A 13,664-nucleotide genomic window follows, 5' to 3' on the forward strand; every position below is an offset into this window, starting at 1 on the left:
CCATGATGCTGAACCAGCAATTCCCCGACATCACGCTGGCCGATACCCTGTTCGTGTTCGCACTCGAGGCGGAAGCAGGCTCGGTGTTCACCGACGTGAATACCGTCTTTACTGGCATCGGCAAGGTCAATGCCGCCATTGCCCTGACCAAGGCCATCCATCAGCAGCGCCCCAAGCTCATCGTCAATCTCGGCTCGGCCGGCAGCCAGCGCTACGGCAAAGGTGAAGTGGTCTGCTGCACGCGCTTCGTGCAGCGGGACATGGACGTGACGCCTCTGGGTTTTGCCCGTTACCAGACGCCGCTATCCGACATCCCGGTACTGCTGGAGCACGGGCAAGCGATCCCTGGCTTGCCACTCGGCACTTGCGGCAGTGGCGACAGCTTCGAGGTCAACCATGGCGAGTCGCCGTATGACACTGTCGACATGGAAGCCTATGTGCTGGCGCTGATCGCCCGCAGCGAGGGCATACCCTTCGTTTGTCTGAAATACATCTCCGATGACGCCGGCAGCGATGCGGCAGACGACTGGTCGGTGCAAGTGCACCTGGCCGCCGAAGCGTTCAAGCGGGTGTTGTTCAACGCCGCCAGGCAATCTGAGTAAACCTTCCCGTCGCCACGCAGTCATTTCAAGTAAGCGCCCGGCGTTTCCGGGCCAAGGAGGTGGCTGATGACCCTTCTCTGCCTGCTGCGTGGCTGCCATTGGCGTGCCATGGCCCACCCCGAAATCGTCGGGCTGCACTGCCAGCACTGCGACCGCTGTGGCGCGTTGCGTTACTGTCAGCCCGGCCAACCCCTGCAACCTTAGGAGGACCGCCATGGCCAGGGCAATCTGGAAAGGCGCTATCAGTTTCGGCCTGGTACATATCCCGGTGTCCCTCAATACTGCGGTGCGTACGGAGCGGGTTGATTTTGACTGGCTCGACAAGCGCAGCATGGAGCCTGTGGGCTACAAGCGCGTGAACAAGGTGACCGGCAAGGAAATCGACAAGGACAATATCGTCAAGGGCGTTGAATACGAAAAAGGGCGCTATGTGGTGATCAGTGAGGAAGAGATCCGCAAGGCCCGTCCCGAAGCCACCCAGACCATCGATATCTTTTCCTTCGTCGCCGCCAGCGATATCCCCCTGCAGCATTTCGATACCCCGTATTACCTGAGCCCTGACCGGCGTGGCGGCAAGGTCTATGCGTTACTGCGCGAAACCCTGGAAAGCACCGGCAAAGTGGCCCTGGCCACCGTGGTGCTGCACACCCGTCAGCACCTCGCGCTGCTTCGCCCGCTCGACGATGCGCTGGTGATGATCACGTTGCGTTGGCCAGGAGAGGTGCGGGGGGTGGAGACATTGGAGCTGGACAAGAGCGTGACCGACACCAAGGTCGACAAGCGTGAACTGGATATGGCCAAGCGACTGGTCGAGGATATGAGCGGTGACTGGGCGCCGGATGAATACCATGACGCATTCCGCCAGACCATCATGGATTTGGTGGAGGAGAAGGCCAGCAAGGGCAAGATCAGTGTGGTGGACAAGGGCGAGGGCGGCGATGCCGAGAAAAGCGCCGATATCATCGACCTTACCGAACTGCTCAAACGCAGCCTTGGGGGCAAGACTGCCAAGAAAACACCTGTTGAGAAAAAACCAGCTCGTAAGACTCGAAAGGCTTCTTAAGAGCAGGACTGGCCTCTTCGCGGGGCAAGCCCGCTCCCACAGGTGATCGGTGCTCCAACGTGTGGGAGCGGGCTCGTCCCGCGAAGAGGCCAGCGAAAACGCTAGGGAATCTGCGCCTGCAACCCCGAAAGGAAGTCCCCAAACCCCTCCCGCGCCCGGCTATCAATGCGGCTACTGGTCGCCACACTGTGCTTGGCCGTCCAGACGATCTGCGCTCCGCTGGCCTCTAGATCGCGCACCAGCTGCACATCCTCGTGCGCTTTTAAAGGCTGAAAGCCACCTACGCGCTCATAGGCGCGGGCACAAACACCCAGGTTTGCTCCATGAATGTGCCGATGTCCCTCGCACGCCTGATATCCACTGAGGTACAGCTTGCGCAAGGCAGCACGCTGCCACGGCTGCCAGCGCTCGATATGCACCGTGCCACAGACCACCTCGGCACTGCAGTCCAGTTGCGACAGCAGCCAATGCGGCGGTACCTGGCTGTCGGCATCGGTGCAAGCCAGCCACTGGGCTCCGCGCTCCAGCATCAGCTCAGCACCCAGGCGCCGGGCCATGCCGACACTGCCGGCAGCGACCGCCACGGTGTCCACACCGAAACGCTTTGCCACCGCGGCGCTCCCATCGACACAACGGTCCAGCACCACCAGCACTTCGACCTGATGGCCTGCCTGCTCGGCCAAGGCCACCGCTGCACCCATGGCCTTCAGGCAACGGCCCAGCCGACGTGCTTCGTTGTGCGCCGGAATCACCACGGCAATCATGAGCACGTCTCGTTCAGGTCGACCACGCTGGGCTGGCAGGACCAGTATTCCAGCAGAAAATCCGCCTCTTCATGGCGTACGACCGGATACAACGGCAAGTGCCTGGCCAGCATCTGATGGACCTGCTGGCCATCCTGCGGGCAGCCTGCAATCGGGTGGCGCCAGTGGCAGGCCAGCAGGCCGCCGTCATCGGTGAGGCTGGCGACGGATTGCTCGATGACCTGCAACCAGTTGGTGGGATCGAGGTAGTAACCCACCTCGCTGAGCACGATCAGGTCAAAACTGCCGCCAGGCCAGTCCGCCGGCAAGCGACCCTGGGTTACCGAGGCATTGTGCAGGCCCGCAAGGCGCTGCCGGGCCAACTGCACGGCAGTCGGGTCCAGGTCCTGGCACAGCAGTTCGGCACAGCGTTCAGCCAGCGCGGCGCTTACCTCGCCATTCGCGCACGCTGGCTCGAACACGCGTTGGTAACACTGTCGCGGCAGGCTAGCCAGCAGCAAGTCACGCTTGCGCCGTTCGTACCAGCGGGTGCGAAACGCCCAAGGATCCTCATTATCGGCATATAAATCGGCGAAATACTGGGCATCAAGGCTCATGACGTCTCTCTTCACATGAATATCAGTTCGAACGGCTGCAACAGGCAGTCGAGCAGGTGCGCAGGCAATACGGGCGGCCGCTGCTGGTCAGGCTCCAGCTGACTGTGATGCGCGGCGATCGCCTGGCGCTTGCGTGCCACACGTACTTCATCCAGTTGCAGGCGATGCGCCCGTGGCCACGGCAGGCGTGCGTCGTCAGGCTGAGCCCAGTGCCAGGCCCACACCGGCACCTCGACCAGCTGGACGCCGCGCGCGAGCGCGGCTTGGGCGGCGGCGCGGCCGAGCGCTTCGTGATCACAGTGGCCGTCACCGCGCCAGGTGGTCATCAACAGGTCGTCGGGCTTGAGCAGCTGGTTAAGGTGATTGACCAGAAACGCCTCATCACGCGGCAGTCCGCCGTCCTTGAGGTGCAGCCGGCGCCAATCCAGGGTGTTGAGATCCAGGTCCAGCTGCTGCAACGCATGGCGACTCTCCAATGGCCTTTGTCGACGCAGGCGGTGTTCGGTCCAGGTCGGCGAGTCGGGGTGGCTGCCTTCACCATCGGTAGCGGAAATCAGCAGCAGGTCCTTCTCGCGGCCGTGCATTCCCGCCAGTAAACCACCGGCCATCAAGATCTCGTCATCCGGGTGCGGTGCCAGAAGAACCAGGCGTCGGCCCGGGGGAAGGAGCTGTTCCGGAGTAATCCAGGTCGCACGGGCCAAGTGCGCGGACTGTTGCCAATCCGCCCAGGACGTGCCTGAAGTAGCCTGAATGAGGTTTTCCGTCATAGCTGCCAGGCTCCTGCCGGTACGTGGGCCAGCTGTTGTCCGAGGGTGGCCAGATCGCGTTCGGCGTGGCTCTGGCGCAGGTAAACCGGAAGGTCGGCGCTGAGTCGCGCGAAATGGGCGTTGCGACAGAAAGGAGCGGCACCCAGGGCGCGTCCCACATGATGAATGACCTGATCGACCGCCTGTTCCACCTGGGCACGCACGCGCCGTACCTCGAAGCTGGCGTCGGCGGCAGGATGTAGATCGATCCACGCTGCACATTCGCGCAATGCGGCGCGGGCGCCGAACAGCGCTGCGTCTACCGCACCCAGGTGCGCTTGCGCATGGGCCTCTGCTCGGGGTTTGCGGCAGTGCTCGCGCAGATAGTCGGCCAACGCTTCTGCAGCGCCATACCAGCAGGCAGCAATACCCGCGCCGCCATGCCAGAAGCCCGGGCGCGAAAGGTATTGGCCCGAATGGCCGACCGCGATCCCTGGCGTGTCGTCGAAGGCGACTTCCACGCTTGCCGTGATGCCCATGCCAACCGCTTGCCAATGATCGATCTGCAGGTTATTGCGGGTGTCGACCAGCTCGATCGCCACCAACTGCGGCAGGTCACTATCGGTCCAGGCGGTAATCAATGCGTGATCGATCTGCAACGCGCCAGAGCACCACGCCTTGCGCCCGCTCAGGCGTACTTCATCGCCATTTCGGGCAACGATCTGGGCACGGGCATCGGGGGGCTCGGCGGCCCATACGCCCCATACTCCCTCGCCCGCCAGGTGTGTCGCGCCACACTCGGCCAGAATCGCCAGCGCGTCAGTATGGCCCTCGTAGAGTTTTGCCAATGCCAGGTCGCATCCGGCTATCCGCGCCAAGGTCTGCCAGCGCTGCAAGGTCTCGCCACGACCCGGAAGGGGCAGCAGGTCGAGATGGCCAGCCCGCAAGGCCTGCATCAGTTGCGCTAATTGGGCGTCCAGGTTGAGTGCCTGCGGCCGCTCACTGAAGGTGCGCAGCAAGCTGTCCAGCGTGTCCAGATTGAAATCCTGAATGATGCTCATGCCATCCCCATCTGTTTGCGCATGCGCGCGGTAATCGATTGCCGGGTTTTGCCCATTGCCGCCCAGGGGTCGTCGACTTCGGCCAAGCGCTCGTGCAGGTTGCCGATGTGCCATTGGTTGGCGCCTTTCAACTGGCCCAGCTCCTCACGCCATATCGGCACCGACACCGGTAACCCTTCGCGGGCGCGCAGGGAATAGGCGCAGGCCGTCGTAGCGCCTTTGCCGTTGCGCAGGTAGTCGATGAAAATCCGCCCAACCCGATTCTTCGGCCCGGACACCGCGCTCAGGCGGTCGGGGAACAGCTTGGCCAGGTAGTTGACGATGGCATGACTGAAGTCCTTTACCTCATCCCAGCTGGCACGCCGGGTCAGCGGCACCACCAGATGCATGCCTTTGCCCCCACTGGTTTTGAGGAACACTTGCAGGCCCAGTTCGTCGAGCAGGGTCAATGTCAGCTGGGTGGCTTCGATCATGGCCTTCCACGGCAGTGCCGGGTCGGGGTCCAGGTCAAGCACGAAGCGGTCAGGCTTGTCGAAGTCCTTGTCGGTGGCATTCCAGGTGTGCAGTTCGAGCATGTTCATTTGCACCGCACCGAGCAGGGTGTCGGGGCGGTTTATGACCATTGCCGCCTGGCCGGCCTCTGCCTTGTCATAGGTGACGACATTGGCGATATGCAACTGGCCGGCGTTCTTCTGGAAAAACAGCTCGCCGCCCAAACCCTCCGGGGCGCGGACCAATGCGACCGGGCGATCCTTGAGCTGGGGCAGGATCAATTCGCTGACGCTTGCGTAATATTCGGCAACCTGCCGTTTGGTCGCGCCGATAGTGGCGTCGATCACCCTGTCTGGATGGGTGAGGCGCAGGTCGCCTAAGTCTTCGTCTTGCTGTGCTGGTTTATGCTTGGAAACTTTGTTGGCTGGCATGGCACGCTCCAGGTCGATGGCGCTGGCCGGTTTGTCGTCCCGCAAGCCATGAAACACCGAGTGGCGCACGATCCCATCGCGGGTCATTTGCGCGTACGAGACTTCGGCCATCAGTTGCGGCTTGAGCCAGTGCACACCGCGGACCTCGGCACCGGTCGGCGGCTGGGGCAGGGCGGGCTTGGCAACCTCCAAGGGTTTGAGGCGGGCATGGATACTGTCCAGCGTCGTCGCACTGAAGCCCGTGCCCACCTTACCTGCGTAGCGCAACTCGCCGCTGTCGGGGTGGTGCAGGGCCAGTAGCAGCGCGCCGAAACCGCTGCGGCTTCCCTTGGGGTCGGTAAAACCGACGATCACGAACTCCTGGCGTTGCTTGCACTTGAGCTTGATCCAGTCGGCGCTGCGCCGGCCGATGTACGCGCTGCCGGCACGCTTGCCGATCAGGCCTTCGAGCTCCAGACGACACGCGCTGTCGAGCAGCGATTGCACCGGTTGATCGAAATCGGCGGAAAATTCGAGCACCTCGGATGAGTCGTGCTCAAGGAGCTGACGCAGTACTTCACGCCGATCCTCCACCGGCTGCTCGCGCAGGTCCCGACCGCCCAGCAATGGCAGGTCGAAGAGGTAGTAGACGATTTGCCCATCCTGTTCGGTGTCGAAGGCATTCTGCAGGGCCTGGAAATCGGCCACGCCGTTCTCGCCATTGACCACCATCTCGCCATCGAGCCAGGCAGAGTCGATACCGAGTGCACGCAGTGCCGCGACCTGCCGGGGCATCTTGCTGCTCCAGTCATGGCCATTGCGCGTGAACAGGCGAACGTCGTCGCCCTCGATGCGGGCGAGAATGCGGTAGCCATCGAATTTGACTTCATAACGCCAGTCGCCTTGGGGAGGCGAGTCGACCAGGGTCGCCAGCTGAGGCTGCAATGTATCGGGCAGGGCAACCTTTTTACCTGCATTGGCGCGACTGCGCTTGGCCGGTTTTCCGGCCTTCTCCGTTTTCGCCTTACGACGGGGGACCAGGGTGCGATCACTGATCACGCTGTCGGGCTGCGCCTCGACGATGCTGTAATCGGCCTCGCTTCGCGCCTGGCCGTCATGCGACTTGACCAGCATCCATTGCTCTTTCTTACCGGCCAGATGGGTCCTGAACAGGTTCCACACACCGCTGAGCTTTTCGCCTTGCAGGCGAAAACGCAGTTTGCCCTTGGCATAGGCTTGGTGTGCATCACCCTCCGGCTCCCAGATACCCCGGTCCCAGACGATCACATCCCCGGCGCCGTAATGGCCTTCCGGGATATTGCCTTCGAAGTCTGCGTAGTCGAGCGGGTGATCTTCGACATGCACAGCCAAACGTCGCACTTTAGGATCCAGCGACGGGCCTTTGGGAATCGCCCAGCTTTTCAACGTGCCATCCAGTTCAAGCCGGAAGTCGTAGTGCAGGTGACTGGCATCGTGCTTCTGGATGCAGAACTGCAGGGCATGCGCTGCCTTGGCGCGCCCCCGCTTGCCGCTAGGCTCGGACGTGGCGTTGAAGTCACGCTTGCGCTCATATTCCTCCAAGGGTTTGGCCATATCGGGCTCCAGATAGGGTGGCGGTCCTTAATTAGGGAGGCAGCGGGCGAGGCGGGAGTTCAAAAAATTGCAAGCGAGGGGCCAGGCGTGAAAAAGACTGAATCTCGGCTGTTCTGTGCAGTCGACCAGTTACACCCCTCTGATGGAGAGCCGAGATGAGCCAACCCACTGACCGCAGGCCTTACACGCCCAGCGAAATCGACGACACCGAGGATCGCATGGGCAGCGTTCATGAGCTGGATTTCAGTGAGCGCAACGACGAGCGCAAGGGGCGTATCGGCGATGAACGCCCGGCCTCGGAAGTGGACAAGGAGTTCCCGCCGCAGCGCGTGGCAGAGAGTGGCATGACCGGCGGTGAAGCGCTGACCGACAGCCTGCACGAGGATAACGTCACCGATGATGACCTGAGCCCCGACACGTTGCTGGACGAAACGGGTGCACGTGACCCGTATGAGCCGGGCGATGGCGGCGGCCCAGCAGATCAAGATCTGCGCGAAGTCGATGCCAGTGAAATTGGTGGAGGCATTGGCCTGGATGAGGCGGAACTGACCCGTTCCGCCCCACTGGACGGTGAGCCGTGGACGGACGATGTGGCGGATGAGCCGCCAAAGCGGTGATGTCCCATTATGTGGTGTGGGAGCGGCTTTAGCCGCGAAACAGACGACGCGGTGAAGGGCACCGGCTTTGCCGGTGTTCGCGGCTGAAGCCGCTCCCACAGGGTGATGTGTTTTCCAGATCCACAGAACTAATGTGTCTGCCAGATGCCGTTGCTGCGTTCGCAGTCCGTGCGGGCCTGGCCCAGGCTTGGCGTGTCGTAGTAATAGGTGATCACCCGGGCATCCTTGGGCAGGGCAGGCTTGGTCGATGGTTCATCGCGACCCGCAGATTTCGGATTGGCCAGGCTCTCCTGGGTTAGCGGCGCAATACAACTGCCGACGCTGCCATCCGCGCAGCGCGGCACCTTATGTTTTTCGGTGTTGAGCATTTCCTTGCTTTCATTGCTGCACGACCAGTTGATCGCCTCGGCGGGCATGTTGCTGTAGCTGTAGCAGGTCCGCCCCTCCACCGGTTTGATGGCTTCGCTGGACGAGCGGGTCATCACATCGCAGGCTTCGGCCAGCACCTCTGCGCTGGCCAGGCTGCCCAGCAGTATCATCAGCAGGGAAACACGCATGTGTCACCTCCAGGGCGTCAGCCCGTGTTCAGGTTTTGCGCAAGTTCGCTTCGCCGCGCTGGCGCATGGCCCGCGCCCGTTTCTCCAGCACCAGGTAAGTGATCACCGCCAGCAGCAGGGGTATCAGGTAATAAAGGGTGCGATAGCCCAGCAACGCTGCTACAAGGCTGCCCTGGCTCAACTGGCCGTGCAGCAGGGCGAGAAACACCGCTTCCAGCACGCCCAGCCCCGCTGGAATGTGCGCAACCACGCCTGCCACGCAGCTGATCAGCAAGATGCCGAGGATCGACGGGTAGAACAGGTCATCGGGCAGCAACCAATAGATCAACAGCGCCATCAAGGCCCAATTACTCGCCCCCAGCGCCACTTGGCAGAGCGCCAGACGCAGTGATGGCAAGGTGACCTCATGCTCCCGTATGCGCCAGGTACGTCGCTTGGCGAAGCCGCAGGCCAGTAGATAGCCCGCCGCTATCGCTAGCAGCAGAAAACCGATCATCTGCAGGCCGGTTGCACCTACCGCCCAGCTTTCGGGCAACTTGACCAGACGCAGTGCGAAGACCGTGCCCGCCAGCAACATGTAGCCCATCCAGTTGGTCAACAAGCCCAGCGTGAGAATCTTGGTGATAGTCGCCGTATCCAGGCCCAGCCGCCCGTAAAGCCGATACCGCAGGGCCACACCGCCAACCCAGGTGGTGAAGTTGAGGTTGAAGGCATAGCAGACGAACGCCACTGGCAGCACTTGGCGCGCGGGCAGGTGGTGCCCGGTATAAGCCCGCGCCAGAAGATCATAGCTGGCGAACGTCAGGTAGCTGCACATCGCCAAGCCCAAACCCATGACCAAAGTGCTTGGCTTGTAGGCGACCAGCGACTGCCGAACCTCGTTCCAGTCAAGGTTGCGCGCAAGCATGTACAACAAGACCGGGATCAAGATCAGGAACAACAGGGTCAGCACGCGCTTGCCCCAGGTATGCCAGGTTTTTTGCGCCATCAGGTATTGCCCTCGTGCAAATCGCCCTGGGCCTGCATCTCAGGTTGTACCGAGCGAAGCTTTTGTCGGTGAGCGGGGAACCAACCCGCAATACGGGGGAAATAGCGGGTGAGGTGGAAGCCCATGAAGATCAGCGGCGCCCGCCACCAATAACCGCGGATCATCCGTTCCAACGTCACCGCTTTGCAGTGATCATTGGCCAGCGAGGTAAGGTGCTGGTACAGGCACTGATTGAAGCCACGATCTCGGATCAGCAGGTTAGCCTCGAGATTGAACGACAAGCTCAAGGGGTCGAGGTTGCTCGAACCCACGGTCGACCATTCTTCATCCATCAGCGCCACTTTGCCGTGCAGGGGGCGTTGGCAGTATTCGCGAATGCGCACGCCATCACGCAGTAGGTAGTTGTACAGCAACCGGGAGAGAGTACGGACCCAGCGCATGTCCGGCTGGCCCTGCAGGATCAGCGTCACCTCGACCCCTCGGCGAGCAGCGTTGCGCAACTCGCGCAAAAGCCGATAGCCCGGGAAGAAGTAAGCGTTGGCTATCACGATCCGTCGGCACGCAGCACGGACGGCTTGCAGGTAGCACGCCTCGATATCGCTGCGGTGTTGCTTGTTGTCGCGCTCGACCAGTACCGCGCTGACGCCGCCGGCTACTGGCCGGCTGATAGAGCGCACCTCGCTGGGTGGGTCGAGCACCGGGGCCATCAGCCGCTTGCTCGACGCATGCAGCTGCGCCACAACCGGCCCACGCACCTCCACCGCGTAATCCTGCTTGGCCATCGGGCCGAAATCACCCAGATGGTCGGCGCTATAGTTGATCCCACCTATGAACGCCCGCGCGCCATCGATCACCACGATCTTGCGATGCAAGCGCCTGAACAGATTGGTGCGCATGCCCGCCACACGTGGCTGTGGGTCGAAGGCATGGAAATTCACCCCCGCTTCGGTCATGGCCGAAATGAAGCCATCGGGCAGGTCCGCCGTCCCATAGCCATCCACCGCCAGTTCCACCCGTACGCCTCGCTGCGCGGCACCGATCAGCACCTGCTGCAGTTGCTGGCCGACTTTGTCATCGAAAATGATGAAGGTCTCAAGGAGGATTTCTTCGCGTGCCTCGGCCATCGCTTCGAACACGCGAGGGTAATATTCTTCGCCATTGATCAACAGCTCGACGCTGTTGCCCTCCACCCAAGGTCTGTTCACAGGTTGATCTCCGCAGCCAAAGGGGCATGGTCCGACAGATGCGACCACGGGTATTTGGACAGCACCTGAGCCTTGCTTACCTTGGCGTTGCGCAGGTAGATGCGGTCCAGGCGCAGCAGTGGCAGGCGCGCCGGGAAACTGCGTGCCGGCGCCCCAAAACGCTCACCGAACGCTTCCACGAGGCGCTCTGTGAGCACGGCATCGGCCTTGAGCCGCCAGTCGTTGAAATCGCCGGCAACGATGACCGGGGCATTGGCTGGCAAGCTGTCGAGCAGCTGCAGTAACAGGCGCACCTGGTTTTGTCGATGTGCCTCGCGAAGGCCCAGGTGCACGCACACTGCATGCACCTCATCATGGCCCGGTACGTCCAGGCGACAATGCAACAAGCCGCGCTCTTCGTTGCCCTGAATAGACACGTCGAGGTTGCGGTGATCGGCAATGGGGAATTTCGACAGCAGTGCATTGCCATGGTCTCCATGCGGATACACCGCATTGCGCCCATAGGCGAACTGCGGCCACATGCTGTCAGCGAGAAACTCGTACTGCGGTGTCTCGGGCCAGGCTGGATGACGCAGCGCATGCTGCTGGTGGCTGCCGTGTACTTCCTGCAGGAACACCAGGTCGGCACCGGTGGCGCGCACGGCCTCGCGCAACTCCGGCAGGATGAAGCGCCGATTCAATGCGGTGAAGCCTTTGTGCACATTGATCGTCAGCACATTCAGCCGATGTACCGTGGTGATGCGGTCAATGATGCAGCCAGGCTGAGTGGCCAGCTCACCGTTGCGAATTTCGCTCACGCCGTCGTCCTCGTATGTCCTTTGAATAGCGACAAGGCAGGCGCTCAAACGGTTCCAGGGTGTATGACCAATGGCCGACAGGCCCGTGCAGGGAACTTTGCGGCCGCCAACGATTCCACCGAAGGACGCAGCCTGGTGAGGACCGTTGGCATGAAATTCGACCGTTTTGCCCAATCGCTGGCCAACTGGACCGGCCGTCCGATGTCCTTCGCCGTGGCTTTGTTGTTGATCCTGGCGTGGGGCGTGAGCGGGCCGTTGTTCGACTACAACGACACCTGGCAGCTGGTAATAAACACCTCAACCACCATCATCACCTTCCTCATGGTGTTTCTTATCCAGAACACTCAGAACCGTGATAACAACGAGCTGCATATCAAGATTGACGAGCTGCTGCGCACTACCCAACGCGCTCACAAGGCATTGCTCGACCTCGAAGACATGGATCCCGCGCAACTCCACGCACTGCGCAAGCAATACCAACTGATGGGCGAACGCGGGAACTAAGACGGACAAACTGCCACCCGGGATGACGCGCGCGACTGAAAGCCGCCCATTGATCCGAGTGTCCCGGCAACCTGGAGGCAAGCATGGCCAGACACATCATCCACTTCACCGGCCCGATCAACTCTTCTACCTGCGGCAATCTGATAAACACCTGCTCCAAGGTCGTGCAACAAGGTGCCGAAGTGTTGCAGCTAAACATCGCGACGATGGGTGGGGAGTGCAGTTATGGCTTTACCTTGTACAACTTCCTGCGCACGTTGCCCGTGCCGGTGCATACGCACAACCTTGGCACCGTGGAATCGATGGGCAATATCCTGTTCCTGGCGGGCGAGCACCGCACTGCCTGCGCTCACAGCAAATTCCTGTTTCACCCGTTTCACTGGACGCTGCATGGCTCGGTGGATCATGCGCGCATGGCCGAGTATGCGATGAGCCTGGACTATGACTTGCGCCTGTATGCGCAGATCGTCGCCGAGCGCACTCAGGGAAGCGACGAGGTGCTGGATATCCCGCGCTATTTGATGGCCTATCCACGCATTCTGGGACCGCAGGAGGCGCTTGAGTGCGGGATGATTCACGCCATCGACGAAATGGCGATCGAAGCAGACACCACTCAATGGAGTGTCCACGCATAGTTCGGGCGCAAGCATTTGTCTGTCTGAAGTTTCGCGCCACCTGTCAGCTGCGTGCATTCGCATTGAGCAAATCGTTGCACTGATGGCTCGGAAACTAGGCATGGCAACGGTTCATGCGCCCAACCCTCGAATCGCAAGGAGAAACGACATGGCTCGTGATCAAGAGCGAACCAGCCAACGTGGCGGCACCAAGGAAACCAACCCGGGTAACTTCGCCAACGACCGCGAACGCGCATCCCGCGCCGGCCACAAAGGCGGCCAGGCATCGGGCGGCAACTTCGCCAATGATCGTGAACGCGCTTCGCAAGCTGGCCGCAAGGGTGGGCAGAACAGCCACGGCGGGGGCCGTCCGCAACAGGGTTAAGCCACTGCTAATCCGAGGGCCCGCAAGCGTCCGCTCTGCGGGCCGCCTTGGAATGCGATTGTTCGACAATTATTTTGAATCTTTGCCGCCAGGCATCACTCAATGATTAAGTCATCCATGGAGAAGAGGAGGGCCCCGTGATGCCTAATCCGCAACTGTACATCATTGACTACCAACTGCATGGGGAACAGCGCAGTTTCATCATTCGCATGGAGCGGATGGATAACGCCGAGGCCTGGCATTGGGCAAGTTGTGATGCGGGTATCGGCATCATTCCCAAATTCGGTCGTGAAAAAATCAAGAAGGTCAGCCGGCCGATGGCCGAGCGGTATGGCATCACGGCTGTGAGTTGGCGCCTGTCGGGAGGCAAGCCGAGCCAGCCTGTGGGAGATTCGGCCGTCATCAGCTGAAAGCAGGGGCGGGCCTTGAGGCCCGCTCCAAGGTGTCAGGCACCCGACTCCGGGTCGCTGGCCGGGACGCCAGGACGGTTCGGCTCATCATCCGCAACGTTCGGGTCGGCATCCGGATCGTCCGCGCGATCATTGCGCTTTTCCGGGTCCAGTTCGGGCCAGTCATCCTGGGCGCTGCCGCCGCCCATTCGCAGTGTCTCGTTCATCACGATCTCCATGGTGGCATGTGCAATTTAGAGTGCAATGCAGCCAAGGATGAT

18 protein-coding genes are annotated in these 13,664 nt (G+C 61.5%); 8 read left to right on the forward strand and 10 right to left on the reverse strand.

Annotated features, from left to right (window positions below; translation table 11 throughout):
• The first annotated feature begins 2 nt into the window (after positions 1-2).
• The 3 genes from ACZ6YA_RS10370 to ku all read left to right on the forward strand — a co-directional run bounded on the left by ACZ6YA_RS10370 (position 3) and on the right by ku (position 1,665).
• Positions 3-602, forward strand: a complete 600-nt coding sequence (locus tag ACZ6YA_RS10370) for a phosphorylase family protein (RefSeq protein ID WP_465897005.1) — start codon at positions 3-5, stop codon at positions 600-602.
• A gap of 66 nt (positions 603-668) precedes the next feature.
• Positions 669-806 (forward strand): PSPA7_2676 family Cys-rich small protein, encoded by a 138-nt coding sequence (locus ACZ6YA_RS10375; protein ID WP_465897006.1) that lies wholly within the window; start codon positions 669-671, stop codon positions 804-806.
• 10 nt (positions 807-816) lie between these two features.
• A complete protein-coding gene (ku, locus tag ACZ6YA_RS10380) occupies positions 817-1,665 on the forward strand; it encodes a non-homologous end joining protein Ku (RefSeq protein ID WP_465897007.1) in 849 nt (282 codons plus the stop codon).
• 101 nt (positions 1,666-1,766) lie between these two features.
• Here ku and ACZ6YA_RS10385 read toward each other — a convergent pair whose 3' ends face one another.
• From ACZ6YA_RS10385 to ligD, 5 genes are read right to left on the reverse strand one after another with little or no spacing between them, the layout of a single operon-like run.
• Positions 1,767-2,429, reverse strand: coding sequence for a glycosyltransferase family 2 protein (locus ACZ6YA_RS10385; RefSeq protein ID WP_465897008.1), 663 nt, complete (start codon positions 2,427-2,429; stop codon positions 1,767-1,769).
• Complete coding sequence (locus tag ACZ6YA_RS10390; protein ID WP_465897009.1) at positions 2,426-3,025, reverse strand: class I SAM-dependent methyltransferase; 600 nt, start codon at positions 3,023-3,025, stop codon at positions 2,426-2,428. Before ACZ6YA_RS10390 ends, ACZ6YA_RS10385 begins: the two co-directional genes overlap by 4 nt.
• An 11-nt stretch (positions 3,026-3,036) precedes the next feature.
• Positions 3,037-3,792 carry a PIG-L deacetylase family protein gene (locus ACZ6YA_RS10395; RefSeq protein ID WP_465897010.1) on the reverse strand — a complete coding sequence of 252 codons (756 nt, stop codon included), beginning with the start codon at positions 3,790-3,792 and terminating at the stop codon, positions 3,037-3,039.
• On the reverse strand, positions 3,789-4,832 hold the full coding sequence (locus ACZ6YA_RS10400) for an acyl-CoA dehydrogenase (protein WP_465897011.1): 1,044 nt from the start codon (positions 4,830-4,832) through the stop codon (positions 3,789-3,791). The genes ACZ6YA_RS10395 and ACZ6YA_RS10400 overlap by 4 nt, the downstream gene beginning before the upstream one ends.
• Positions 4,829-7,327: a DNA ligase D gene (ligD, locus tag ACZ6YA_RS10405; RefSeq protein WP_465897013.1), complete on the reverse strand. Its 2,499-nt coding sequence runs from the start codon at positions 7,325-7,327 to the stop codon at positions 4,829-4,831. The genes ACZ6YA_RS10400 and ligD overlap by 4 nt, the downstream gene beginning before the upstream one ends.
• Positions 7,328-7,482: 155 nt before the next feature.
• Here ligD and ACZ6YA_RS10410 point away from each other — a divergent pair, with 155 nt between their 5' ends.
• On the forward strand, positions 7,483-7,944 hold the full coding sequence (locus ACZ6YA_RS10410) for a phosphotransferase system, HPr-related protein (protein WP_465897015.1): 462 nt from the start codon (positions 7,483-7,485) through the stop codon (positions 7,942-7,944).
• Between the two features lie 128 nt (positions 7,945-8,072).
• Here the strand turns inward: ACZ6YA_RS10410 and ACZ6YA_RS10415 are convergent, their stop codons facing one another.
• Genes ACZ6YA_RS10415 through ACZ6YA_RS10430 form a run of 4 tightly spaced genes read right to left on the reverse strand, consistent with a single transcriptional unit; the run spans position 8,073 to position 11,467 of the window.
• Entirely contained in the window at positions 8,073-8,501 is a 429-nt protein-coding gene (locus ACZ6YA_RS10415; protein ID WP_465897017.1) for a hypothetical protein, read from the reverse strand.
• A 28-nt stretch (positions 8,502-8,529) separates the two neighbouring features.
• Complete coding sequence (locus tag ACZ6YA_RS10420) at positions 8,530-9,489, reverse strand: lysylphosphatidylglycerol synthase domain-containing protein (protein WP_465897018.1); 960 nt, start codon at positions 9,487-9,489, stop codon at positions 8,530-8,532.
• Positions 9,489-10,694 (reverse strand): cardiolipin synthase ClsB, encoded by a 1,206-nt coding sequence (gene clsB, locus ACZ6YA_RS10425; protein WP_465897019.1) that lies wholly within the window; start codon positions 10,692-10,694, stop codon positions 9,489-9,491. Before clsB ends, ACZ6YA_RS10420 begins: the two co-directional genes overlap by 1 nt.
• Positions 10,691-11,467: an endonuclease/exonuclease/phosphatase family protein gene (locus ACZ6YA_RS10430; protein WP_465897206.1), complete on the reverse strand. Its 777-nt coding sequence runs from the start codon at positions 11,465-11,467 to the stop codon at positions 10,691-10,693. Before ACZ6YA_RS10430 ends, clsB begins: the two co-directional genes overlap by 4 nt.
• A gap of 174 nt (positions 11,468-11,641) precedes the next feature.
• Between ACZ6YA_RS10430 and ACZ6YA_RS10435 the strand changes: the two genes are divergently transcribed.
• The 4 genes from ACZ6YA_RS10435 (at position 11,642) to ACZ6YA_RS10450 (ending at position 13,404) form a co-directional block, all read left to right on the forward strand.
• Positions 11,642-11,995 carry a low affinity iron permease family protein gene (locus tag ACZ6YA_RS10435; RefSeq protein WP_465897020.1) on the forward strand — a complete coding sequence of 118 codons (354 nt, stop codon included), beginning with the start codon at positions 11,642-11,644 and terminating at the stop codon, positions 11,993-11,995.
• Positions 11,996-12,078: 83 nt separating this feature from the next.
• Positions 12,079-12,630 (forward strand): ATP-dependent Clp protease proteolytic subunit, encoded by a 552-nt coding sequence (locus ACZ6YA_RS10440; protein WP_465897021.1) that lies wholly within the window; start codon positions 12,079-12,081, stop codon positions 12,628-12,630.
• 148 nt (positions 12,631-12,778) lie between these two features.
• Positions 12,779-12,994: a con-10 family general stress protein gene (locus tag ACZ6YA_RS10445; RefSeq protein ID WP_400800856.1), complete on the forward strand. Its 216-nt coding sequence runs from the start codon at positions 12,779-12,781 to the stop codon at positions 12,992-12,994.
• Positions 12,995-13,134: 140 nt separating this feature from the next.
• Positions 13,135-13,404 (forward strand): DUF6555 family protein, encoded by a 270-nt coding sequence (locus ACZ6YA_RS10450; RefSeq protein WP_400800859.1) that lies wholly within the window; start codon positions 13,135-13,137, stop codon positions 13,402-13,404.
• Positions 13,405-13,439: 35 nt separating this feature from the next.
• Here the strand turns inward: ACZ6YA_RS10450 and ACZ6YA_RS10455 are convergent, their stop codons facing one another.
• A complete protein-coding gene (locus tag ACZ6YA_RS10455) occupies positions 13,440-13,610 on the reverse strand; it encodes a hypothetical protein (protein WP_465897022.1) in 171 nt (56 codons plus the stop codon).
• Between the last annotated feature and the right edge of the window lie 54 nt (positions 13,611-13,664).

Source organism: Pseudomonas sp. NPDC090752, from assembly GCF_055584805.1.

Bases quoted from the DNA above. Each gene is read 5' to 3' on its own strand.
- ACZ6YA_RS10455 (WP_465897022.1), bottom strand. From the start codon at position 13,610: ATGAACGAGACACTGCGAATGGGCGGCGGCAGCGCCCAGGATGACTGG.
- ACZ6YA_RS10385 (WP_465897008.1), bottom strand. From the start codon at position 2,429: ATGATTGCCGTGGTGATTCCGGCGCACAACGAAGCACGTCGGCTGGGC.
- ACZ6YA_RS10375 (WP_465897006.1), top strand. From the start codon at position 669: ATGACCCTTCTCTGCCTGCTGCGTGGCTGCCATTGGCGTGCCATGGCC.
- ACZ6YA_RS10445 (WP_400800856.1), top strand. From the start codon at position 12,779: ATGGCTCGTGATCAAGAGCGAACCAGCCAACGTGGCGGCACCAAGGAA.
- ACZ6YA_RS10390 (WP_465897009.1), bottom strand. From the start codon at position 3,025: ATGAGCCTTGATGCCCAGTATTTCGCCGATTTATATGCCGATAATGAG.
- ACZ6YA_RS10450 (WP_400800859.1), top strand. From the start codon at position 13,135: ATGCCTAATCCGCAACTGTACATCATTGACTACCAACTGCATGGGGAA.
- ACZ6YA_RS10435 (WP_465897020.1), top strand. From the start codon at position 11,642: ATGAAATTCGACCGTTTTGCCCAATCGCTGGCCAACTGGACCGGCCGT.
- ACZ6YA_RS10370 (WP_465897005.1), top strand. From the start codon at position 3: ATGATGCTGAACCAGCAATTCCCCGACATCACGCTGGCCGATACCCTG.
- ACZ6YA_RS10440 (WP_465897021.1), top strand. From the start codon at position 12,079: ATGGCCAGACACATCATCCACTTCACCGGCCCGATCAACTCTTCTACC.
- ACZ6YA_RS10410 (WP_465897015.1), top strand. From the start codon at position 7,483: ATGAGCCAACCCACTGACCGCAGGCCTTACACGCCCAGCGAAATCGAC.
- ACZ6YA_RS10400 (WP_465897011.1), bottom strand. From the start codon at position 4,832: ATGAGCATCATTCAGGATTTCAATCTGGACACGCTGGACAGCTTGCTG.
- ligD (WP_465897013.1), bottom strand. From the start codon at position 7,327: ATGGCCAAACCCTTGGAGGAATATGAGCGCAAGCGTGACTTCAACGCC.
- ACZ6YA_RS10415 (WP_465897017.1), bottom strand. From the start codon at position 8,501: ATGCGTGTTTCCCTGCTGATGATACTGCTGGGCAGCCTGGCCAGCGCA.
- ku (WP_465897007.1), top strand. From the start codon at position 817: ATGGCCAGGGCAATCTGGAAAGGCGCTATCAGTTTCGGCCTGGTACAT.
- ACZ6YA_RS10420 (WP_465897018.1), bottom strand. From the start codon at position 9,489: ATGGCGCAAAAAACCTGGCATACCTGGGGCAAGCGCGTGCTGACCCTG.
- ACZ6YA_RS10395 (WP_465897010.1), bottom strand. From the start codon at position 3,792: ATGACGGAAAACCTCATTCAGGCTACTTCAGGCACGTCCTGGGCGGAT.